Below are 22,511 nucleotides of genomic sequence, written 5' to 3' on the forward strand. Positions count from 1 at the left end.
TTGACATATAGAATCCAATCTCATAATCAGGAGAAATGACATATGAACAAAGAGGTAGAAATTGCCATCCGCCGTAATCAACAAATTATTGTACGTAATACAAGCGGTCAATCCGTAACCGGATTTCCTGAACGCTCAGCCGACTCCTCCATTCTGCTTCTACGCACATTACAAGGAAACCTTTGGATTCCGTTTGAGGAAGTTGATCAGGTTACTCGTCTATTAAGCATTCGTTCGCATCATCTGAGCAGTATGGCACTATAAACGGTCGATTGTAACCAGTAGTGATTCATTATATGATGAAGAAAGCCAGACTTCTCAAAGTCTGGCTTTTGTCATTTCTATATAATTAGGGCGTATCTTACATCCTGCTATTCAACAACAAACTTCACTCGTGTTCCATCTGGATATGTACTGAGTTGATTACCAACCCATGAACCTGCTCCGCGATTGTCCTTTGGCGTAATGTATTGAATATCTGCATTAGCACCGCCCTCCGCACACATGGCCATCGGCCACTCGTCTCGATCCTTCCCCTTCTTGACCGGGACTCCTTTTAACGAAAGATCCCTATTAGTCTCGGCACCTTCACGATCAATCGTACACACATCAGAATGCCCTGCCTTAATGGCTGATCGAATATGATTAGCTGTCTCTGGATAGCGTTCAGAAGGGAAGATCAGCGTATGATCTACACCTTGGTTGCTACTTCCATTAAATATTGAAGTCCAATCCTCCAGCTTATAGTCTCCATTAAACCATGCTAAACAGGCGACTAGAGCAAGCGTGACCAGTGTGATCCATTGCTTCTTCAATCTGGCTGTCCCTTTATTTCTTCTCCTTGTGCGCTTACGCGTCATGCTGTCTCTCCCCCATTCATCGTTCTCATTATATCAGAACATTCGTTCGCGAAACAATGAAAATGTACAGAAAAAAAACAGCCCGGATCTACCCGAACTGCCCTCTTCTGATCATTTAACTCCCCTTTAGCCTACATTACCCACGTTTGGCATCATTCGCTGCCGCTTGAGAGGCACAGTGACCTGGAATTGTGTTCCCTGACCTTCTTGACTCTCTACCCTAATTTCGCCATGCATCAATTCCATTAGTTCTTTGCAGATGGTTAATCCAAGACCGCTGCCCCCAAACCTCCGTGCATGAGACACATCAGTTTGAGTGAAGGCTTCAAATAACTGATTCATCTGGTCTTGTGGAATCCCAATACCCGTATCTTGAATGCTGAAGACCAGGGTCGTAACATCCTCCAACGTCTCTTTAACGTCCACTTGAATATGCACTTCACCCTGCTCTGTAAACTTAATAGCGTTGTTTATTAAGTTATCCAGCACCTGTCGCAAACGTAATGGATCTCCAACGAGCACCTCTGGCACTTCAAGATCAAGATGGCAGACTAGGCTGATCTGCTTCTGTCTAGCAGCCACTTCATGCGTCTTGATAATCTGCTGAATAAGCTTGGAAGGCTGAAAATCAATTTGCTCTACCTTCATTTTCCCACGACCCAGCTTCGCCACATCCAGGCTCTTGTTTACAATGTTCAGCAAGGCCTCTCCAGATTGACGAGCAAGCTCCAGGTATTCCTTTTGCTCGTTACTGGTTTCTTCCATTCCCACCAGCTCAATCATTCCCATAATCCCATTGAGCGGGGTTCGTAACTCATGATTCAGTTTGCCGATAAATTCTAATTGTCCCCGGCTGTTCATTTCAGCCATGTGCGCTGCCATACGAAGCTGTTCCTCCGCATATTTCCGTTCTGAGATGTCATATTGTATCCCAACAAAAAAGAGGCATTCTCCCTCGTCATTAAAAATCGGATCTATATTCAACTCATTCCAGAATTTTCGTCCGGTTTTCGTGTAATTCAGAATTTCTGTCTTGATTGACTGCTGCTGTCTGAGCGCTTCACGAATCTTGCTTACTGTCTCTGGCAGGGTATCCTGTCCTTGAAGAAACCGACAATTTTGCCCCACAGACTCTTCATATGAATATCCTGTCAACGTTGTAAAGTGCTCGTTTACATAAATCAGGGGCAGTTCTGGTGAGGTTGCGTCAACCACAGTTACGGAAGATTTAAGCTTAGAAATTAAAAACTCCCATTGAATGGGCATGGAATGCTGATTTTGAATGCTCATGCTTCCCTCCTGCTTCTATCTGCCTTCAACAATTATGAATAATAAATCATTGCATGTCATCAATTTGATATGTGATCATACTAATTCAATATCTTTAATTGTATCATAGTTGTTCAAACGGTGCCGAAAAGGTTAATGATTTCATAAACTTAGGAGGACTGCACATGAAGTTTCTGTTCATTCTCATCATCATTATTTTGATCTTAGTCATTTTCAGTAGACGTCGGCGATAAGCTGATTTGAGGCCATGCCTGAATGAGGAAGGAAGATCGCGCATGAGAACTCTCTTTTTTATTTTCATGTTACTGTGCATTATCAATCTTTGTTTCCCCAAGTTCGGATGGTTTCTACGTTATGGCTGGATGGTTAAGGGGGAATCAGAGCCTAGCAAGCCATATATGGTTTTTGCGCGAATGACTAGTTTAGTGATGTTATTAATTGCATTTTCACTAGTCGCCGCATGATCCACACACACAATCGCTCATGTATATGTCTGAGTAAGAGGCATTTATGCATATAAAATATTCGTTATTCTTACTGTGATATTTATGTAAAAATGAGATCTCACAATCATAAAAAAGACGAGCAGCATTCGCTCGTCTGTGTCTGATCCAAGCACGACTGGATCGGATTTTTTTATTTGATCAACCCATCTTACTGGTTTACATCTCATTCAATTCAAAGGGTAATCCGTCAACGGTTTCCCCTGCTTGTAGTATAGCGTTGGCTCCAGAATACTAAAAAATATGTGTACGTCCGGCAAACCTGCTTCGACCAAAATGACGTATATGGATGAAGCCATTCGATTATGAATTTCCTGATCACGTTGAAACATAACAATTTCTATAGAAGCTGGAGAAGGAGTGAGTGCTTGTACATCATAACGCTCAGCCTTGATTCTTTCTTGCGGAATATTAGAAGTAAGCGACATCTGCTCTGTAATTTTAGGTACAACTTCCTCTAACTGATGACCTGTAAAGCCTCTGAAGCGAATAAACGGCATTGCAATCCCTTCAATCTTTAAATTTAGTTACTTATGTGATTTTAAGTACATTGTTTTCTATTGTCAAATGTCACACTCGCTACAGCTAACCTATATCATAAGGAAAAGCTCCACTGAGATCTCAGCAGAGCTTGGTGTAACCGTCCACTTCGCTTAGTTACAAACTAACACCAGAAAGACTTCGTGATGATAACAAGCAGGATGAAGAGTACCAGAATTGCAGCAGTAGAAGTACACATTCCAGTTCCGATTCCTCCGACATTACCACAACCGTATCCAACATGACTCATTTGATTGGCCTCCTTTGATTTTAAAAGGTATGGGATAACATATGCCAATGCTGAGTAAATGACCGGGCTACTCCCTATATGCAATGCCCAATCTCATGGGATCAACCTATCCCCGTCACTTTTATCAAAAAACGTTCTTTCCTCGGTGTAGTTGTCTTGTGCTCTTCTGCACGTTCCACCACCACGACTCGGGTTCGAGTATCATTGTGCGATGCGAATACAATCTCGCCATCAGGAGATATACAGTAAGCAATGGGAATAGATATGCCACTGTCACGATAAGAGCCGTCAGCGTGACTGGTTCCCATCACCATGCATTGATTACGAATAGCGATCCGGCGAGCCTCCTCCAGCCACTCCGTATACTGCTCCTCACTGAACATCCCTACCCCAATCGAATGTAAGAGCAGGTCAACTCCCTCATCATTGTACTGAAACCCTTGCAAAACGATCTCATCACACAATAGTGTACTGATCACCACATCCTGCTGCGTAACAACTAAGGCAGATGTGTACTTCGCTTTCTCCATCACAATCTGTCCCTGCTGGTCAATGATAATCGTTCGATCCTTGGGACGCTCATTCAGTCTACGGTGTCCGGATACAATCATCGTTCCATACGTAGCCGCAAGCCTGCAGGCCTCTTCTACATTCTGGTTTAAATAACCTTCGGGATACAACAAAATATCTGCATCGCTGTATTCCCTGAGCTCTTTTTCCAATTGGTTTAATCCAGGCTCAAGGCTGGGCTGTCCAATAACAATCCTCATTTCCCATCTCCCTTATAGCAAACATTAATGTATACTTATTCCATCAGCTTAACCTACACCAGTCAATCCCGCGTCATATTAAAATTGTGTATTTCAGGAGGGTTAACATGCGAAAATTGGGAAAGTGGGACAAAGTAATCATTGGTGTTCTCTTAGGATTGAGTGCTCTGTTCCTCGTTGCTTTAGTTTTCTTCTACTGGGTTCTAACTAGCGTATCCTTTGCACCTTAGTCAGGACGAATTATCCGTTTTCTAAACTTTCAAGCATCGAAAGAGCCTCTTCATGGTCTGGATCCAACGCTAGCACTTGACGGGTATACGCCAGTGCTTCTTCTTCCATCTCAAGCTCATAACAGCAAATAGCCAGATCATACAATACAACGGTATTACCACCGTATTTAGCCCCCTGTATGGATTGTTCTAGAAAATACTTTGCATCCTCGTACATGTACATCACATAAAATAATTGACCTGTTAGGAAAGCCAAGTCACCTGACTTCTCCATCACATAATACGAAGACCACATGGAACGAATCCCGTGCTGAATATCCATCATTTCTTCATCGCTTGCATCTGGCAACAGATTAGAAATGCGTTCCGCACAGCGAATCAGAAACTCTGCATCATATCCACCTAATCGCCAGAAAGGCAAGATTTGTTTGAGCTCCATGCTAGCAATCTGCTGATCAAACCATTCTTTTAAACTAAAAAAGTCATCCGGCCCAAAGCGATCAACCTCTCGCAAGTATGCTAGACGGGTATTCACATAACTTATAGGCTCTTCAACCATCAGGATACAGCCGACATTGATATCCTTGTAATGATGTGTTGTAAAGCAAGCCAGGCCACCTCGCTGCTCCAATGTATACTGAATCGCATGATAGTTCGCCGTCAATGAGAAACTGCCGTGTAATACGAATTCAGGCGGCTCAGCGAATTTCCAGTAATCGAGTCGGTGATCACCCTTATCCGCTGTAATAAGCATATACCCTGCACGGGATAAAGTTCCAAGTCGTTCAAGACATGATAATCCAGCCGCCGGAAACAGAATATGTGAATCTTCCAATTCTTCCTCATACAATGAAATTACATCCCGATAAGGAGACATTTCCGCAGTATATTGCGGCGCACGGCGGTAAGCATAACTTATTTCCATTGCCTTTAACTTCTCTGAGGGAGCAAGATCCAACTGTTCTTCCGCACTAGAGAGTATGAGATCACATTCATAAATCTGTCCTTCACCTACATATAGCAATTCCTGCGGGATACTATCAAAAAATAATTCGCGATAATAAGCAAAGGCTGCTGCAGATCTCCCGGCTCAATTGTTTCGCCTGCAACCACTAGCTTCAGCGCAGTATCCTTCATTGCATCGAACGGAGCAAAATCGAGCAATCCCTGCTGAATATAAGGTTCCATGGACGAATGATTTCTCCATCCAACTACGTTCTCCATCGCTAGATCTGTCATCACGTAACGAAAAGCAGGCAATTCTGTTGCGGCATACTCCCGCAATTCAATCAGTTTCGTAATAATCTGAAACGCTAGACGACCTACTCCAGCGCCTAGTTCCAGAATCGTAACTGTCTCCGAAGTCTTTCCTTTCGCTGCTAAATCTTGGAGAAAACCAAATATCATTTCGGCGTACGCCGCAGCAATCATCGGGTTACTGGTGATATATTGTGGAACTTGGTTTTCACTCCAAGCGTCAAGCCCACTCTGTTCATAATATGCACGCTGCCATTCCCACACAGGTGCTTCACTGAAACGGAATCGTTGTCCTTCACTCTGCATCATTAATTATAAACCGCCTTTTATCCATAATCCTTAGCGTTCTTAGACTTTGTGCCATCTATGCTACTCAAACAATTTAGACATGTAAATGCTACACACTGTTATGCATTATATCATAACCAGAATTACCTCAAGTAAAGGTCTCTCTTGAATCAGATATGGTAAATCGATATGCATATCAGTTTTCTTTTCAAATAGAGGGAACAGGTTCACACATAAAAAATAACAGCCATACTAAACAAAAACCTGCCTTAATCAAGGCAGGATTAATCATTAACGTGCAGCCTAAATACACTTTTCTGTAGGGTTGTAGCTGCAGGATTAGTCTGAATACAATACCCCGTCAAAGTTCTCAGGGCCTACACGAACCGTACCTAACAAGTTGGAACTTACAAATGCGGTATACGTCAGCTGTGGAGTGATAGGTGGGTTGTAATCATCGGCAGAGAATGTGATAATCTGAGGTGCCAATACGCTCAAGTTAAACGTAGAAGTAGCTGAATATATAACCGGATCTGTTGGCTGAGTTCCTCTGACAATCGTAACGGTGATCCCTACAAGCGCCAATGGTAGCTGAACCGACACCGTACCCTTGAATTGCACCCGTGGGTTAGCACCAATACCCGCAGTGGTTACCAGTCCAATCTGACCAAATAACTGGGGTGTATTCAGAACTAAGATTGGAATGGCAATAGAGTTGGCCAAACTCGCATTCTGCGAAGTTCTTGCATCAATAAATTGACTCATGAAATCTACCTCCTAATTATGGAATACGATAATATATGCGAGATTTATAATATGGCATGGACACTGTCACTAGTTTGCATAAATAAAAAAGACCATCAGGCTTTTTACCCGACGATCTTCATCACTGATTCCTCATTATTGTTTAGTTTCCCAACATTACTTATGTGTATAGACCTTCTCTTGTTCTTCATTTCTATCAACAGTATAACGGTCATTCCGATCCACTTTATCCTGCAAGACTTGAATATCCTTACGAAGATTAGAGATTTCTCGTTGTACATTACCCGATCTCTTCGTAACCCTTGAAATGATAAAATAGACTATAAGCACAATGACTGCTACAAATAATACTAAAAATAATAAACCTGGCAAACCTACTGCAGTTGCACCACCACTCATATTAACACCCCCACCTTATGCTAAATTATAAAAATTATATCATATATCTCAATAATTATAGTTATTAGGATCTATCAGCCAGGCCTCATCAAAAGGTATTGACTTTATGATTGGAACTATTTCAAAACATTTCCGTATATAAAAGATAACATTACTACCAAGGGGGTGACCATAATATTCATGATTATATTGGGTGTGATTATCATCGCGCTCTCCCTGTATGACTATAAAAACCCTAACTCCAAAATATCTCAGTTTTTCAGTCGAATTTCACGTACAGAAAGCAATGTACATAACTCTCAAACAAGTGGAATTATAGGCATAAGCTCAGGTGTTATCTTCATCATGATCGGTGTGATCGCCATTTTACTGCCTTTACTATAATAGAGTCAATTCACTTGTCCCAAGCTGGACACTGGTCAGATATGCCAGTGTTCTTTTGGTTTGTAGTCCTTATAAACGCGCAAGTTTAGTTAAAAAATCGATTGATCCCTGTCATCCCTGATTGTTCCGAATTGACAGAAAGCTCCTCTAACAGTTGAATCCACATTTTATGATTAACTAAATCATTCCAATCAACCTCACTGACACCCAACGATGTCGCTTCAGGCACATATTTTTTGACTATTTCCGACCATTGATTGTTCAGCTCTCGTATTTCTGTTAGTTTCATACTTTGCGTCGCATCTAGTGAAATCGTTGATTCGCTCATGCTGCAGTCCCCAAGAAGACCATTTCCGATCACGGATCGTGCCAGAAAAAAGGTTATATCCTGAGCAACATTTCCTAAGATAGGGTTGATATCTGCATGGGTCACCTTATTTAAATGTATCGCTGTATTTAGTAGATCGTTATACTTCGTACTTACAGTTGTGAAATTGGCACATAGATTGGTTGCTTGTTCAGGTAGCAGGCTTTCCCTTCCACCTGAAGTATATTGCTGGAGTATCTCATCATTTGCCAAAATTGCGGTCACCAATTCTGATAAAGATTCATTTAACTGAGCAGATATAAATTGTTCATATCGTTGATTCTCCTGAACGTTTTTATACAAAAAGAACATGCAGATCAGCAACAATAACGTAGTAACCGCTATCATAATAATATGACGTTTTTGAGCCACTCCCATCTTCTCCTCTCGTCCCAAACTCTATAAATAACGATACAGCACATTGTGGAATACTATATCACCTTACACTCACCCTAATTGAATCACAACTGAAAAAGAAAAAAACCTTGCTGTATAAGCAAGGTTTCAAGAGTATGGGCCCTACAGGACTCGAACCTGTGACCAATCGGTTATGAGCCGACCGCTCTAACCAACTGAGCTAAGGGCCCTCGACATAATGTATAACGTTCAGATGATGGCTGTAAATCATCTAGTAAGAATTAAATTGCGGGGGCAGGATTTGAACCTGCGGCCTTCGGGTTATGAGCCCGACGAGCTACCGGGCTGCTCCACCCCGCGTCAGTTAAAATGTAAAACAGCGACTTAATTAATATACATCATATTCACCCAATAAGTCAAGGGGTAATGTTAGGGAATAAATCGTACACCATATCGGCCTTTACGTGAACGGTACACTTCTATTTCAGCAGGTTCATTGTGACCATAGATCCATCCATCCTGCTCTAAGCGTTTGGCAAGGCAACCCGCCTGAAATTTGGTTGCATATAACTTGCTGAAATATACCCAATGCATGCTGCTCGTCCTTTCTTCGTTGTAATGTATCCTGCACCTCTTCTTCTTGTAGGATGCCCCAATTCAAGTAAAAATAGCCGCTGAAGAACTTATTCTTCAGCGGCTATTTTATGGAAGCCATGCTCATCAAGCTTAGCCTACATGTTCTCCAGAACAAGTAACAAGCATTAGAACGTTGCTTTTGGATCTTTCTTCAGCTTCTCAAGCATTTCATTACCTTTGGCTGCCCACTCACCAAGCGCTTCTTTTGGTGTTTTCTTATTTTCTAGAACCTGATTGAAGTATTCCATTCCTTTGTCACTTACCTGCCAAAGATTAGGCATCTTCTGATACAGCTTATCCAGGTTGGTATTTGTTGGTGGAACAGGCTTCAACGTATAGAACGCTTGGATGTTATAGTCTAAACCGTCTTTTGGTTTAATAAAGCTTTTCCGGGATACCATCTCGTAGCTGCTGCGTGCTTTGATTTTGGCCCAGTCCTCACTGTTCATGTACTTGATTAATTCCCAAGCATCATCTGGATTTTGAGCTGAACTATTGATGGACATCAAACTGCTCAGATAGATATTGCCTCCAATTTCAGGTGCTTCAGGATGAACTGGTGGTGTTACCACTTCCCAATCCACCTTGTTGAATCCTTCCATTTTATCCGCATTTTTATTCGCATCAATGAGTTGATTAATATAGCTATAATCCCCAATAACCATCGCTGCTTTGCTGCTAAGGAACAGATCGCCCTGAAGCGGATTATATCTTCCGCTTGGATCCTGATCCTGTGGCTCATCGCCTTTAGGAATGATTTTGTCGATAGCCAGCTTACTAACCGTACTCCATACTTTTTCCCATTGTGGTGAGTCAACGGTCATTTTCTCCGCTTTATCATCAAATATTTTTAGCTGGAGGGAGTTGTAATATTGCTGCATGGAATAGTATGGCGATCCCCTTGATACGTACTGAAGGAGAAGCCAAACACATGGTCCTTACCCTCACCTTTGGTCATACGTGTCGCTAGGTTGAGAATATCATCCCAAGTCATGTTATCTGTTGGTGGCTCTACGCCTGCCTTTTGGAACATTCCCTTGTTAAAAAATAGCGCAGAAGAGGAGAACGTTGGCGTCAAGGCATAGATACTTTGGTCTCCCAGATCCTTAATGCCTTCCAATACACTTGGCACAATATCCGTTGTATCGAATTTGTCTTCTTGCATCAACGGATCCAATTGCTTCAACATATTCTCCTGAATCAAGGACTTCACGGTAGCTGTATCCGCAACAATAACATCGACTGGATTGTCACCAGTCATAATTTTCTTCAGACTCTCTACCGTATCAGGAATCTCCTGATTCTCCCCCTGCATGCCAAAACCATAACTGCTCTGTTCAACAGCAGGAACGACTTCAACCGTAATATTCGGATGAGTCAATTCAAACGCATCTGTAAACTGTTGGCGGAAGTAACTGTCGTCTTGACCGCCCCATAGTGTTGCTACGCGTAATACACGCTGTTCCGTGTCCTTAGCCTCACTTGCCGTACAGCCTGCTAACAATGGCAAAGCTAAACTCGCGGTCGCCAAAACAGCGAGCACCCGTTTTCCCCACAACCTGTTCTTCATCTCCCAATTCCCCCTATTCATTATCTTGGCGGTGTAATCACAATACGTTCACCGTCAAATTCCAATGTAGCCCGATTATCAATGGATAAGGCCTCCAGATACTCCTTAGGTACCTGAAGACGTCCTGCCCGGTCAATAATGACAAATGCTTCATGTATATCCTGGGCACCGATCTGTGATAAGCCTTGATCATCATCCAAATTCGGGTTACGTTTCACAAACTCCGTACTCGTCAGTCCGTCACGGATCGCAACGATGCGATCCACCTTACCTGCAAGTGTTAAGTCATGCGTAACAATGACAATTGTGACGCCAAGTTCTTTGTTCATTTTGCGGAAAATCCCCATAATCGTGTCGCAGGTCTCGGAATCGACTGAACCCGTAGGTTCATCGGCAAGCAGCAGTTTAGGACGGTTCGATAGGGATATCGCGATAGCGACCCGCTGCTGCTCTCCACCTGACAACTGATGCAGCTTGTTGTGCATCCGATCCTTAAGCCCTACCCATTCTAATAGTTGCATGGCATAAGCACGGTCACGTTTACCACCAAGAATCATAGGTGTCTCCACGTTTTCGAGTGCCGTTAGATAAGGCAATAGGTTTCGACCATTGTTCTGCCAAATGAAGCCTACCGTATGACGTTTGTATTCAACCAGTTGTGCATCCGTCATCTTAAGCAGATCCCAATCTCCTACAACGGCTGTGCCTGCTGTTGGACGATCCAGTCCACCCAGAATGTTGAGCAACGTGGATTTTCCGCTACCACTGTTGCCGATGATCGCCATCATCTCACCTTGGTTGACCGTCAAATTGAGACCTTGAAGGGCAACAACTTCCACGTCGCTGGATTTAAAAATTTTCACAAGTCCTTCGCACTGGATCATGTTTACCTCTCCTCTCCCATTTTGACCGCCTGGTGTACACGTAGTCTACGAATCTGCCAGAGCAGCATCGTCGCCCCGATAATGAGCATAACGACAGTCACACCGTACAGCTGCAACATATCCTTCTCTTCAAACACAATTCGGAATGGTGGTACCTGTGCAGATACATTATCTGTCGTTTGTAGAAATGGTAAGAATAGACGACTCGATACTTGACCAATTCCAATACCAAGAAGGATTGACAACCCGGCAGTGAACACCTGCTCCAGCAGCAGCATCCCACTTAATTGAGCACGGGATAATCCCATGGCTCGCAGAACGCCAAACTGTACGACACGTCCTGAGAGGTTGAAGAACCAGTACAGAATATAACCAATCAGAGATATGATGACTGATACAAGGAAGCCGAGACTCAATATACCGAATACGCCGCCCCGTGATGGATGTTTCCCCTGCGTTACCAATTCGGTACGCACGTCACGCACAGATGATAGCTCAATACCTTCTGCTGCAAGCTTTTCCATCAGTGGTGCGACTTTGGCATCCGGCTCCATCTTCAGCCAGACTTCATATGGAATAAGTGGTACTTGATCATAGATATAATCCAGATTCGCAATAAAGAACGGTGTCTGATCTGGATACTGCGCAGGCCAGTATGGCAGAATGCCAAATATAACAAATTCAATCGCTTGACCTTGCACACCAATGGATACTAGATCCCCGGTTTTGAGCTTATACTTATCAGCAAATTTGGAGGATACCAGTACAGCCCCTTCATACTTACCGAGCAAATCAAGATACTTATAAGGATGTGCAGGGAAAAGATCGTTACGGAACCAGCCTACTTGGGCAAAATCCACATTATCAATTCCTACGAGCATCCCCTGTCCGCCTGATTTACCAGACACGATGATGTTGCCTTTGGTCTGCATCACCCTTGCTGCATGCTCTACTCCGTCTAAACTACGGAACACTTCAAAGGGGGTTCAGAATAGATCACTTTGGTCGGTTGTGAACCTCCGCCAGGAGCACCTCCACCCCACCAGCGCCACCGCCTCCACCTGGTGAACCTCCACCGGAAGAGCCTCCGCCATTGTTGCCGCCCCCTTGCTGCCCTCCGCCTGATCCACCACTTTGGCCAGAACCTTGCGGGGTCACTTCAGGTGAACCTTCCCAGACCGTCTGCATGATGACATCCGTTCCGTATCGGTATAATGTACGTTCCGTAGAGTTCAGATCAATCGTTCTGGCTGCAGCCGAATTATATACACCAAGTCCCAAGGTCAGCACAAGCAATATCATCAACGGATAATATGAAGACGACGAGCGCGAGAGCTGCGTCAGAGTCAGATATAGTGGAACTGGTAGAAACTTCTTGCCCATCCACTGGATCAGCTTCAAGATCCATGGGAATATCCGCAGGAAGAACAGACCCAGTGCAAAGATGGCAAGTGCAGGCACAAAGAACAAAAACGGTTGCACTTGCAGCTGGTCTGTAGTCATGCCTGTCTGGAAAGTCAACATCTGTCGTTCATAAAACAGATAATATCCGTACCCGGCAAGTCCAAGCAGAACAACATCGAGGAACCAGCGCTGCCAGATTGGGGCACGATCCGTCCGTGCCTGTCTTCTCTTCGCCGACACAATCGTAGCGCGCGCATACGTAATTGCAGGAATTAGAGACGCTATGATTGCCACGAGCACAGCCACAAGTCCTAGGAGAATCGCTTCCTTCGATACTCCAATCGGAATTGACTTCCGATCTACGAAAGATAGGAAACCACTCGCTGAACCAATACTCTTCGCCATAAACCATCCGAGCAATGGACCTATAATCAAGGCAATTGCGCCAAGGAATATGCCTTCTAACAGATATAAAGAGAAAATCTGTCTTGCAGAAGCACCACGACTCCGAAGAACAGCAATGTCACTTTCCTGCTTCTGAAGCGACTGCCTTGCATTCATTGCAATAAAATAAAAGACCATCGCAATCATCGGTGCCGCAAGGGTGAACAGCATCGTCTGCAACTGCAGGCTCTGACTGCGGAACTGCTTCAGCAGATCACCGAAGGTGATATCTACTTTTGTATCCTTTAATCGTTGATACAGATCAATATCAAGTCTCTCCAGCACAGAAGAAAGCCCGGAAATTTGGCTAGTCTGAATGTCTTTCAGATCAAACGCATAATACCAACGGGAATTCTGAAGCGGGATTCCTTTTTCCTTGAGCAACACATCATTAAAAACGGTTTCATCGATGTAAAGTCCATTCATCATGCTATCGAATCCTTGCACCCAATACGGGCTACTTGTATCATCTGCTGTGAAGGCACCCGTAATCTTCACACGGAGCGTAATGTCCAGGCCACTGTATACGGGATATTCAAGAATATCTCCAATATGCAGATCGTTTCGATACATGCCTTCTTCCAGCATAACCGCCTCAATGATCCCATCTTTCACCTGGTTACCAGGCTTAAGCCCTGTGGAATAACTGACCTGGGCATCCAAGCCAGACATCGTTCCTAGACTCATGCTACGCACCCGGCTTGCATCTACCTTGGTTGGATCCTCTGGATTCACCTCGGTACTGCGGATTGAACGAGAGTTCACATACGTATGGAAAGGGAAACCAATATCGCGCGGCACATCCTCACGAATATACCGATCCACTTCCTCCAATCCGAGTGTATCCGTCTTCACTCCACCAGGAGCCTGGTAACTCATCAGCAATGAACCTGCTGGCAAACCTTCGCTATTGTCCTGTAAGGTTTGAGCTACAACTCTTTTCAGCGCACCATCGGCGTACATCGGAATACTGACGGTGAACGCAACCGCCACGATCAATCCGATCAGTGTGCTGAAGGTCATCCAGCGAGTGTTCCACATTTTGCGGAACAGCAGCCGAAGCAATGGCAGCCCCATTAGCGACCCACTACTTTCTGTCCCACAGTAAGACCTTTCAGAATCTCAACATCAGTAGATGTCTGCTGACCCACCTCAACATCCACTTCTCGTTTGCTGCCATCGTTCTCTATGACTTGAACATAGGTTCTTGAACCAATAGAACGAAGAGCCGACACTGGAATAACAACTGCATCCTTGGTACGCTGCGTTACGATGGATACCGTAAGAGGTGTACCGCGTTCAACACCCTTGGGCATTTTCGCCAAGGAAACGATCACATATTGATCAAGGGATTCTTTCGCTGGAGGTGTGTTGGTATCTCCTGAACTTCCCCCACTACCACTGTCCGAAGATGAAGCAATCGGCATTACTTTAATGACTCCAGAGACCTTGCCTGCGCCATTAATATCAACGTCTGCTTTCATGCCTACCGAGAATTTCTCTAGATCCTCTTTGGCAAACGTAGCTGCAACGACCAGATTCGAAGTATCAGCAATCGTGGCAATTGGATCATACGCCTTGACAGCAGCACCCTTCTCTACCTGAACGGCAATGACTGTTCCCCCAAATGGAGCCGTTAGAGTCGCTTTCCCCAGCTTCTCCTCCAGATCAGCCAATTCTTGACGCAGCTCTTCAAAAGCTATGGTGGCTTCTTCAAATTCTACCGGGTCCATCTCATCCCGCTTACGCAGCGTTTCCTTCATCTGGACCTCAGCTTTGCGGATCTGAAGGTTCTTCGCCCGAATTTCCTTCTCCACGCTCTCTACATCAAGCACAGCAAGGAGCTGACCCTTTTTGACCTTATCGCCAGGTTTCACATTCAGCTCTTTCACATGCATACCGTCCAGCGTAAAATACACCTTTTCTTCCCTTTGGCTCATCATTTTACCGCTTCCGCTAACTTTCTTCTCCAGGGTCTCAGTCCGGACTTCATACTCCGGCTTTTTGGAGATCGTTGGCGGTGTAATTGGCGGAAGTACTTCCTCCTCTGTCTCAGCCGGTAACAAGGAACATCCCGACATCGTTGCAACAACTATCGCACTAAGCACGATAAGCGCTGCGCGTTTCCCCTCTTCGTAGCGGCAGCTTTACTTGATAAATCTGCCGTCCGCCATTTCATAAACATGGTCCGCAACCTCCAGAATCGTAGGATCGTGTGTAGTCATACATATCGTTACTTGTTCTACTTCAATAATATTGCGAAATACAGCCATAACTTGTGCACCCATCTTGGAATCAAGTTCAGCTGTCGGCTCATCCGCAAGCAACAATCTCGGTCGATGTGCAATGGCTTTGGCAATAGCGACCCGTTGTTGTTCCCCCCGGACATCTCAAATGGTCGGTGCTTCACCCGTTTGGTCAGACCAACCAGATCAAGACAATGACCTACTCGTTCCTTCCATTCCGAGCGAGGCACATCAGCCATTCGCAGCGACAGCTCTACATTTTCCCAAGCAGATAATAAGGGCATAAGCGCATATGCCTGAAAAATAAATCCAATTTCCTTACGTCGTAACGCCGTACGCCGCCTGTCTCCCCAATCTTGCAGAGGCTGGCCAGAGAACAGGATATCACCGCTAGAAGGCTGATCCAGCCCACCAAGCATATTAAGGAGTGTTGTTTTACCAGAGCCGGAGCGGCCTTTCAGCATCACAAGCTGCTGTGGGTTGACTTCCATATCAATGCCTTTGAGCACATGTATAATTCGGCTTCCTGTCTGAAAACTACGGTGCACATTACGCACTTCCAGCACAGGCCCATCATATGGAGGCAACAAATCCCGCTTCTTCACAGTTTTGGGTTTCTTGTCTTGAGCAGCAACAGCAACTGCCAGTTCATCGGAGCTAGATTCGTTCTGTTCAGTGAGACTCTCATCTGAGAGGCTCTCCTTCACTTGAATCTCTGCTTCGCTTATGTAGGTTTGATCTTGCTGCTGGGCAGACTCCGGCTGCTGTGTTCCCCCGATATCAGGCTCATTCCCTGGCTGGCTTTTGGCTGATTTGATTTTGGAAAATAACTTCTTCATGCCAGCAATCACACTCATCCTCTCTTCACATTCCGGTCGTTTCATGAAGACTCTAAAACTAGAAATCTATTCCATACTACACTGCATTATAAACGACGAATCACAACTAAAAGTTACAAGCTTTTTACAACGTTCCAGAGAAAAAGTTAATATTCTGTAGAGAACAACAAAAAAGCACCCCAAAGTGTGGGATGCTTCATACTAAACGGTGGAATTTGCCTGTATACCAGCAATCGTTACAATTTTGATACCGTTCGTGTAAGGACTACTTTTTTGTGCCTATATGATATTATTTACCAAAAGAAGAAGGATCTTCACGCCAGGATTTAAGCAATGCGAAGTCGCTCTCTTGAATCGTTCCTTGAGCCAGAGCCACATCCATCAGCGCTGTATAATTGGACAGGGTTTGCAGTGGAATTCCTGCTTCCTCAAAGGCTTTGATACCTTTATCCAACTGGTAGCTGAAAATAGCAAGTACGGCGAGTGGTGTTGCGCCAGCATCTTGTACGGCTTGTGCGGCTTTAATGGAGCTTCCGCCGGTTGAGATCAAATCTTCAATGACTACAACCTTCTGACCTTCCTGAATCAAACCTTCAATCAGATTTTCTTTACCATGTCCTTTGGCTTTATCACGAATGTAGGCCATTGGCAGATTCAGTTTCTGAGCTACCCACGCCGCGTGAGGGATACCTGCTGTAGCTGTCCCCGCAATGACTTCCGCTTCCGGATATTGTTCACGAATAATCGTTGCAAAAGCTTCTGCAATGTCCTCACGAATCTCAGGATAGGACATCGTCAGACGGTTATCACAATAAATTGGCGATTTGATGCCGGATGTCCACGTAAATGGTTGCTGTGGACGGAGCGCTACAGCTTTGATTTTCAACAATTGGGAAGCAATATGATTCGGAATCTCGTTAAGTGTAATCATGCGTTTAACATCTCCTTCAAAATAGCCTCTGCCGCTTCACGCGGATTCGGGGCACCTGTAATCGGTCTTCCTACGACGATATAATGACTACCTCTAGCGATCGCTTCTCCAGGAGTCAACACACGTGTCTGATCTCCGAGACCGCTTCCTGCTGGGCGAATACCTGGAGTGACGGTGTGAAACTCACTTCCACACGCCGCTCGAATGGCTGGTACTTCCAAAGGAGAAGCTACAACACCATCCAGCCCTGATTCATGGGCAAGACTAGCATAACGGACAACCGTCGCTTCAACTGAGCCATCAATACCGATTTCTGTATTCATCGTTTCTTGGCTTGTACTGGTAAGCTGCGTAACCGCGATGATCTCTGGTCTCGTCAGTGAAGCATCAGCCAACAGTGCAGCTTCTGCGCCATCACGAGCTGCTCGCATCATGACTGTTCCCCGGCTGCATGCACGTTGAACATATCTACTCCAAGACGAGTGATACTCTCTGCCCCTCCGCGCACGGTATTCGGGATGTCGTGCATTTTGACATCAAGGAATACCGAATATCCTTTGGACTTCAACTCTCGAATGAATTCTGGCCCTGCTGCGTAGAACAACTGCATGCCAACTTTGAGGTAACAAGGGATCCCTTCAAGGGACTGTACAAGTTCCTTTGCTTGTTCCGCTCCAGGATAGTCCAGTGCAACCATTAAACGTCCTGCCAGCTGGTTGAAATCAGGATGGTTCATTTCGCAGCAACTCCTCTGCCTGTATGGCTTAATTTTGGTGTTTTTGCCCGATATAAAGGACATCCCGCCAACCCGGAGGTTGACTGATGTCCTTCATCAGTGACAAATCTGTCTTATTAGAGGTTGTTCAAAAAGTCCGCTTCTTCTAAGTACTGAAAACCATCCTTTTTGAACATTCACTTTTTAGTTTACAAAGGCTGGCATAGCCTCAGAGGAGAAGTTGATCGTTTCCAGCATTTTCAGCAGGGCACCGATCGTATCCAATGAAGTCATACACACAACACCGTTCTCTACCGCTTCACGGCGAATTCTGAATCCGTCACGCTGTGGAGTTTTACCTTTGGTCAAGGTGTTGAACACAAAGTTCGCTTCACCACTGCGGATCATATCCAAAATGTTCGGTGAACCTTCGCTTAATTTGTTTACTTTCGTTACCGGAATGTTGGCTGCTTCGAGAGCTGCTGCCGTTCCGCCTGTAGCCATAATTTTGTAACCCAATCTGTAGAAACCTTCAAGCAAAGGCACTGCTTCGTCTTTGTCTTTGTCCGCTACAGTAACCACAATTGCTCCTGTTGCTGGAATTTTCATACCTGCTCCGATAAGACCTTTAAACAGCGCTTTAGCGTAATTCGGGTCACGACCCATTACTTCACCTGTAGATTTCATCTCAGGACCAAGCGTTGGTTCTACACGACGAAGCTTCGCGAAGGAGAACACTGGAACTTTAACCGATACATGATCCGTTTCAGGCCAGAGACCATCCACATAACCCAGATCTTTCAGTTTCACACCGAGAATAGCTTGTGTTGCCAGGTTAGCCATCGGAATGTTCGTTACTTTACTCAAGAATGGTACGGTACGGGATGAACGTGGGTTCACCTCGATCACATACACTTGGCCATCATGGATGACAAACTGGATATTCACCAAACCAATGGTTTTCAATTCTTTCGCAATTTTGATTGTAATTTCTACAATCTTCTCTTTCAGATCCTGGGACAAGTGTTGTGGCGGATATACTGCGATGGAGTCACCAGAGTGAACCCCTGCGCGTTCGATATGCTCCATGATTCCTGGAACGAGTACCGTTTCACCATCGCAGATCGCGTCTACCTCTACCTCTTTACCCAGCATGTAACGGTCAATCAGAACCGGATGCTCTGGGTTGATCTTAACTGCTTGCTCCATGTATGTCAGCAATTCAGCATCGGAGTATACAATCTCCATGGCACGACCACCAAGTACGTACGATGGACGAACGAGTACTGGATATCCGAGACCTTGAGCTGTTTCTACTGCATCATCCACTGAAGTGACCGTTTTACCTTTTGGCTGTGCAATCTCCAGACGGGAGAGAAGATGCTCGAACTTCTTACGGTCTTCCGCTTCATCGATGCTTTCCAGATCCGTACCAAGGATCGTTACACCTGCATTACGCAGTGGTGCTGCAAGATTGATTGCCGTTTGGCCACCAAACTGTACGATTACGCCCACCGGTTGTTCTTGTTCGATTACGTTCATAACATCCTCGAAGAACAGTGGCTCGAAGTACAGACGATCTGATGTATTAAAGTCCGTAGACACCGTCTCCGGGTTGTTGTTGATAATTACCGCTTCATAGCCTGCTTTTTGCAGAGCCCACACCGCGTGTACTGTTGAATAGTCAAACTCAATCCCTTGACCAATCCGGATCGGACCGGAGCCAAGTACAACTACTTTTTTCTTATCCGAAGGAAGTACTTCATTCTCTGTTTCGTATGTCGAGTAGTAGTAAGGCGTAGTTGCTTCGAACTCTGCCGCACATGTATCTACCATTTTGTATACCGGACGAAGGTTTTCCTCTTCACGACGCGCTCTTACCTCAGCTTCTGTTGTCAATGTGCTTCCAGGTTGACCCTGAGCACGCAATTCAGCAATCGCACGGTCTGTGAATCCAAGACGCTTCGCTTGATATAATGTTTCGGATGACAGTTCGGATTCTTCACGAATACGATCTTCGAATTTGATGAGGCCTTCGATTTTGTCCAGGAACCACCAGTCAATCTTAGTCAGATCCTGCAATTGTTGCAAAGTGTATCCTCTGCGGAATGCCTCAGCAATCAGGAACATACGCTCATCGTCCGCTTTGATCAGACGCTCGTTCAGCGTTGCTTCATCAAGTGTTTCCGCCTCTTTCAGGTATAGACGGTGTACGCCGATTTCCAGGGAGCGAACCGCTTTATGAATGGATTCTTCGAATGTCCGTCCGATCGCCATAACTTCGCCCGTTGCTTTCATTTGTGTACCAAGCTTCCGGTTAGCTGATGTGAATTTGTCGAACGGCCAACGCGGAATTTTGCTTACGATGTAATCGAGTGTAGGCTCGAAACAAGCGTAGGTTTGACCTGTTACCGGGTTCACGATCTCATCCAATGTGTATCCCATAGCAATTTTGGCAGCCATTTTGGCAATCGGATAACCCGTTGCTTTGGAAGCAAGCGCGGATGAACGGCTTACCCGTGGGTTAACTTCAATTACATAGTATTGGAAGCTGTGCGGATCTAGTGCAAACTGTACGTTGCATCCACCTTCGATGTTGAGGGCACGGATGATTTTTAAGGAAGCCGAACGCAGCATTTGGTATTCACGGTCAGACAACGTTTGACTCGGAGCTACTACGATACTGTCACCTGTATGAACGCCAACCGGGTCAAAGTTCTCCATGTTGCAGACTACGATACAGTTATCGTTTTTGTCCCGCATAACTTCATACTCGACTTCTTTCATACCAGCAATGCTTTTCTCAACCAAACACTGCCCGATTGGGCTGTAACGAAGACCTGCAGCTACCGTTTCGCGCAATTCTTCTTCATTCGCACAGATTCCGCCGCCTGTTCCACCCAGTGTGTAGGCAGGACGAACGATGATCGGATAACCAATCTCATTTGCAAAATCTAGTGATTCTTCCAGTGTTGTTACGATTACACTCTCAGGTACAGGTTGCTCCAGTTCACGCATCAGGTCACGGAACAAGTCCCGATCTTCTGCTTTTTCGATTGAAGTTAGCTGTGTACCCAGCAATTTCACATTTTCACGTTCCAGTACACCTGCACGCGCAAGTTCTACCGCCATGTTCAAACCGGTTTGACCACCCAGTGTTGGCAACAATCCATCTGGACGCTCTTGACGGATAATTTGAGTTACGAAATCCAATGTGATTGGTTCGATATACACTTTGTCAGCCATGTTTGTATCGGTCATAATCGTTGCAGGGTTGCTGTTGATGAGGACAACTTCCACGCCTTCTTCTTTCAACGCCTGGCAAGCTTGCGTACCGGCATAGTCGAACTCGGCCGCTTGACCGATGACGATTGGTCCGGAACCAATCACCAGGATTTTTTTGAGGTCTTTGTTAATCGGCATGTTATTGCGCTCCTTTCACTGCAGCTGCCAATACGGCTTGACGTGGCTGTGGTGGGTTAGTGATTTTGTGCTCACGAATCATCTCGATGAAGCGATCGAACAGATAGCTGTTATCGTAAGGTCCTGGCGCTGCTTCCGGGTGATACTGTACGGAAAACGCTGGGAACGTTTTATGTTTCAGACCTTCAATGGTCTTGTCGTTATTGTTGATATGTGTTACTTCCAGATCAGTGTTCTTCACAGAATCCTCATTCACCGTGTAACCATGGTTCTGAGAAGTGATGAAGCAACGTCCACTTTCAAGTTCTTTCACCGGATGGTTTCCGCCGCGGTGTCCGAATTTCAGTTTTTCTGTATCTGCTCCTGCTGCAAGAGCGAAAAGTTGGTGACCCAGGCAGATGCCGAAGATCGGATATTCGCCAAGCAACTCACTGATCATTTTAACCGCGTGAGGTACATCTTTTGGATCCCAGGGCCGTTGGACAACTGGATGCCGTCTGGGTTCAAGCGACGAATCTCGTCTGCAGTTACATCATGAGGAACAACAACTACGTCACAGTTACGTTTGCTAAGTTCGCGCAAGATCCCTGTTTTTGCACCATAGTCTACCAACACAATGCGCTCAGCCGTTCCTGGGCTATTGTACACATGCGGAGTCGACGTCAGTGGAACTTGGTTGCGCAGCTCAGCAATTGTTGTATCACCCATCATCTCCAGCAGTTCTTCCACAGGCTTCGATCCTGTTGTGAGAATTCCCTTCATCGTGCCGTGGTGGCGAATCCGGCGAGTCAACATGCGAGTATCAATTTCGCTGATACCTACAATGCCGTACTCTTTGAGCAAATTGTCTACGCTGTACTCTGCACGCCAGTTACTTGGCGTCGGCTCATGACGACGTACTACGAAGCCGTGTACAAATGGACGAATCGACTCAAAGTCATCACGTGTAATTCCGTAGTTACCAATCAACGGATACGTCATGGTTACGATTTGACCGCAATAAGAAGGATCCGAAAGCACCTCTTGGTAGCCTGTAATTCCCGTATTAAAAACGACCTCACCTGTAGTTTCACCTTCAGCTCCGAACGCTTTACCAGTGAACAGTGTGCCGTCTTCCAACAATAATCTCGCCTGTGCCATCCCATCTCACTCCTCTGTG

The 22,511-nt window shown here is 45.2% G+C and carries 18 protein-coding genes, 2 tRNA genes and 5 pseudogenes; 3 read left to right on the plus strand and 22 right to left on the minus strand.

Annotation, left to right across the window (positions count from 1 at the left end; genetic code table 11):
* The first annotated feature begins 42 nt into the window (after positions 1-42).
* Positions 43-264, plus strand: a complete 222-nt coding sequence (locus DMB88_RS20405; RefSeq protein ID WP_128102821.1) for a hypothetical protein — start codon at positions 43-45, stop codon at positions 262-264.
* A gap of 107 nt (positions 265-371) precedes the next feature.
* Here the strand turns inward: DMB88_RS20405 and DMB88_RS20410 are convergent, their stop codons facing one another.
* The 5 genes from DMB88_RS20410 to DMB88_RS20435 all read right to left on the minus strand — a co-directional run bounded on the left by DMB88_RS20410 (position 372) and on the right by DMB88_RS20435 (position 4,213).
* Entirely contained in the window at positions 372-860 is a 489-nt protein-coding gene (locus DMB88_RS20410; RefSeq protein WP_128102822.1) for a NucA/NucB deoxyribonuclease domain-containing protein, read from the minus strand.
* A gap of 126 nt (positions 861-986) precedes the next feature.
* Complete coding sequence (locus DMB88_RS20415; protein ID WP_128102823.1) at positions 987-2,150, minus strand: sensor histidine kinase; 1,164 nt, start codon at positions 2,148-2,150, stop codon at positions 987-989.
* A gap of 673 nt (positions 2,151-2,823) precedes the next feature.
* Entirely contained in the window at positions 2,824-3,153 is a 330-nt protein-coding gene (locus DMB88_RS20425; protein WP_128102825.1) for a DUF1904 family protein, read from the minus strand.
* A gap of 164 nt (positions 3,154-3,317) precedes the next feature.
* Complete coding sequence (locus DMB88_RS20430; protein WP_128102826.1) at positions 3,318-3,443, minus strand: sporulation protein YjcZ; 126 nt, start codon at positions 3,441-3,443, stop codon at positions 3,318-3,320.
* Between the two features lie 101 nt (positions 3,444-3,544).
* Positions 3,545-4,213 carry a carbon-nitrogen hydrolase family protein gene (locus DMB88_RS20435; protein ID WP_174715309.1) on the minus strand — a complete coding sequence of 223 codons (669 nt, stop codon included), beginning with the start codon at positions 4,211-4,213 and terminating at the stop codon, positions 3,545-3,547.
* Between the two features lie 107 nt (positions 4,214-4,320).
* Between DMB88_RS20435 and DMB88_RS31780 the strand changes: the two genes are divergently transcribed.
* Complete coding sequence (locus tag DMB88_RS31780; protein WP_285858459.1) at positions 4,321-4,443, plus strand: hypothetical protein; 123 nt, start codon at positions 4,321-4,323, stop codon at positions 4,441-4,443.
* 10 nt (positions 4,444-4,453) lie between these two features.
* Here DMB88_RS31780 and DMB88_RS20440 read toward each other — a convergent pair.
* The 3 genes and pseudogenes from DMB88_RS20440 to DMB88_RS20450 form a co-directional block, all read right to left on the minus strand.
* Positions 4,454-6,009 (minus strand): annotated as a pseudogene (locus tag DMB88_RS20440) (tetratricopeptide repeat protein).
* Between the two features lie 318 nt (positions 6,010-6,327).
* Entirely contained in the window at positions 6,328-6,753 is a 426-nt protein-coding gene (locus tag DMB88_RS20445) for a hypothetical protein (protein ID WP_128102827.1), read from the minus strand.
* A gap of 156 nt (positions 6,754-6,909) precedes the next feature.
* The gene (locus tag DMB88_RS20450) at positions 6,910-7,152 is read right to left on the minus strand and encodes a hypothetical protein (protein WP_128102828.1); all 243 of its coding nucleotides are present in this window, start codon (positions 7,150-7,152) and stop codon (positions 6,910-6,912) included.
* A gap of 180 nt (positions 7,153-7,332) precedes the next feature.
* Here DMB88_RS20450 and DMB88_RS20455 point away from each other — a divergent pair, with 180 nt between their 5' ends.
* A complete protein-coding gene (locus tag DMB88_RS20455) occupies positions 7,333-7,536 on the plus strand; it encodes a hypothetical protein (RefSeq protein ID WP_128102829.1) in 204 nt (67 codons plus the stop codon).
* Between the two features lie 85 nt (positions 7,537-7,621).
* On the opposite strand, the gene DMB88_RS20460 is transcribed toward DMB88_RS20455, so the two are convergent.
* The 14 genes and pseudogenes from DMB88_RS20460 to carA all read right to left on the minus strand — a co-directional run bounded on the left by DMB88_RS20460 (position 7,622) and on the right by carA (position 22,492).
* Complete coding sequence (locus DMB88_RS20460; protein ID WP_128102830.1) at positions 7,622-8,275, minus strand: hypothetical protein; 654 nt, start codon at positions 8,273-8,275, stop codon at positions 7,622-7,624.
* Between the two features lie 141 nt (positions 8,276-8,416).
* Positions 8,417-8,490: transfer RNA gene (locus tag DMB88_RS20465), tRNA-Ile, on the minus strand.
* Positions 8,491-8,546: 56 nt separating this feature from the next.
* Positions 8,547-8,620, minus strand: a tRNA-Met gene (locus tag DMB88_RS20470).
* A gap of 69 nt (positions 8,621-8,689) precedes the next feature.
* Positions 8,690-8,854 (minus strand): hypothetical protein, encoded by a 165-nt coding sequence (locus DMB88_RS30305; protein WP_164848746.1) that lies wholly within the window; start codon positions 8,852-8,854, stop codon positions 8,690-8,692.
* 167 nt (positions 8,855-9,021) lie between these two features.
* A complete protein-coding gene (locus DMB88_RS32180; protein WP_368028212.1) occupies positions 9,022-9,777 on the minus strand; it encodes an extracellular solute-binding protein in 756 nt (251 codons plus the stop codon).
* Positions 9,747-10,466 (minus strand): ABC transporter substrate-binding protein, encoded by a 720-nt coding sequence (locus DMB88_RS32185; RefSeq protein WP_368028213.1) that lies wholly within the window; start codon positions 10,464-10,466, stop codon positions 9,747-9,749. Before DMB88_RS32185 ends, DMB88_RS32180 begins: the two co-directional genes overlap by 31 nt.
* A gap of 20 nt (positions 10,467-10,486) precedes the next feature.
* Positions 10,487-11,350 (minus strand): ABC transporter ATP-binding protein, encoded by an 864-nt coding sequence (locus DMB88_RS20480; protein WP_128102831.1) that lies wholly within the window; start codon positions 11,348-11,350, stop codon positions 10,487-10,489.
* 2 nt (positions 11,351-11,352) lie between these two features.
* Positions 11,353-14,275, minus strand: a pseudogene (locus tag DMB88_RS20485) (ABC transporter permease).
* On the minus strand, positions 14,275-15,306 hold the full coding sequence (locus DMB88_RS20490) for an efflux RND transporter periplasmic adaptor subunit (protein WP_368028214.1): 1,032 nt from the start codon (positions 15,304-15,306) through the stop codon (positions 14,275-14,277). The pseudogene DMB88_RS20485 and the gene DMB88_RS20490 overlap by 1 nt, the downstream one beginning before the upstream one ends.
* 39 nt (positions 15,307-15,345) lie before the next feature.
* Positions 15,346-16,031, minus strand: a pseudogene (locus tag DMB88_RS20495) (ABC transporter ATP-binding protein).
* 541 nt (positions 16,032-16,572) lie between these two features.
* Positions 16,573-17,214: an orotate phosphoribosyltransferase gene (gene pyrE / locus DMB88_RS20500; RefSeq protein ID WP_128102832.1), complete on the minus strand. Its 642-nt coding sequence runs from the start codon at positions 17,212-17,214 to the stop codon at positions 16,573-16,575.
* Positions 17,211-17,950: pseudogene (pyrF, locus tag DMB88_RS20505) on the minus strand (orotidine-5'-phosphate decarboxylase). The gene pyrE and the pseudogene pyrF overlap by 4 nt, the downstream one beginning before the upstream one ends.
* A gap of 183 nt (positions 17,951-18,133) precedes the next feature.
* A complete protein-coding gene (gene carB / locus DMB88_RS20510) occupies positions 18,134-21,352 on the minus strand; it encodes a carbamoyl-phosphate synthase large subunit (protein WP_128102833.1) in 3,219 nt (1,072 codons plus the stop codon).
* A gap of 1 nt (position 21,353) precedes the next feature.
* Positions 21,354-22,492 (minus strand): annotated as a pseudogene (gene carA, locus DMB88_RS20515) (glutamine-hydrolyzing carbamoyl-phosphate synthase small subunit).
* Positions 22,493-22,511 lie beyond the last annotated feature (19 nt).

Origin of the sequence: Paenibacillus sp. DCT19 (genome assembly GCF_003268635.1) — a bacterium.
Taxonomy (GTDB): domain Bacteria; phylum Bacillota; class Bacilli; order Paenibacillales; family Paenibacillaceae; genus Paenibacillus.

Excerpts from the sequence above, each read along its gene's own strand:
- DMB88_RS20425 (WP_128102825.1), bottom strand. The coding sequence starts at position 3,153 with ATGCCGTTTATTCGCTTCAGAGGCTTTACAGGTCATCAGTTAGAGGAA.
- DMB88_RS20435 (WP_174715309.1), bottom strand. The coding sequence starts at position 4,213 with ATGAGGATTGTTATTGGACAGCCCAGCCTTGAGCCTGGATTAAACCAA.
- DMB88_RS20405 (WP_128102821.1), top strand. The coding sequence starts at position 43 with ATGAACAAAGAGGTAGAAATTGCCATCCGCCGTAATCAACAAATTATT.
- DMB88_RS32180 (WP_368028212.1), bottom strand. The coding sequence starts at position 9,777 with ATGCAGCAATATTACAACTCCCTCCAGCTAAAAATATTTGATGATAAA.
- DMB88_RS20450 (WP_128102828.1), bottom strand. The coding sequence starts at position 7,152 with ATGAGTGGTGGTGCAACTGCAGTAGGTTTGCCAGGTTTATTATTTTTA.
- DMB88_RS20430 (WP_128102826.1), bottom strand. The coding sequence starts at position 3,443 with ATGAGTCATGTTGGATACGGTTGTGGTAATGTCGGAGGAATCGGAACT.
- DMB88_RS20480 (WP_128102831.1), bottom strand. The coding sequence starts at position 11,350 with ATGATCCAGTGCGAAGGACTTGTGAAAATTTTTAAATCCAGCGACGTG.
- DMB88_RS31780 (WP_285858459.1), top strand. The coding sequence starts at position 4,321 with ATGCGAAAATTGGGAAAGTGGGACAAAGTAATCATTGGTGTTCTCTTA.
- DMB88_RS20410 (WP_128102822.1), bottom strand. The coding sequence starts at position 860 with ATGACGCGTAAGCGCACAAGGAGAAGAAATAAAGGGACAGCCAGATTG.
- DMB88_RS30305 (WP_164848746.1), bottom strand. The coding sequence starts at position 8,854 with ATGCATTGGGTATATTTCAGCAAGTTATATGCAACCAAATTTCAGGCG.
- DMB88_RS20455 (WP_128102829.1), top strand. The coding sequence starts at position 7,333 with ATGATTATATTGGGTGTGATTATCATCGCGCTCTCCCTGTATGACTAT.
- DMB88_RS20415 (WP_128102823.1), bottom strand. The coding sequence starts at position 2,150 with ATGAGCATTCAAAATCAGCATTCCATGCCCATTCAATGGGAGTTTTTA.
- pyrE (WP_128102832.1), bottom strand. The coding sequence starts at position 17,214 with ATGATTACACTTAACGAGATTCCGAATCATATTGCTTCCCAATTGTTG.
- DMB88_RS20445 (WP_128102827.1), bottom strand. The coding sequence starts at position 6,753 with ATGAGTCAATTTATTGATGCAAGAACTTCGCAGAATGCGAGTTTGGCC.
- DMB88_RS32185 (WP_368028213.1), bottom strand. The coding sequence starts at position 10,466 with ATGAAGAACAGGTTGTGGGGAAAACGGGTGCTCGCTGTTTTGGCGACC.
- carB (WP_128102833.1), bottom strand. The coding sequence starts at position 21,352 with ATGCCGATTAACAAAGACCTCAAAAAAATCCTGGTGATTGGTTCCGGA.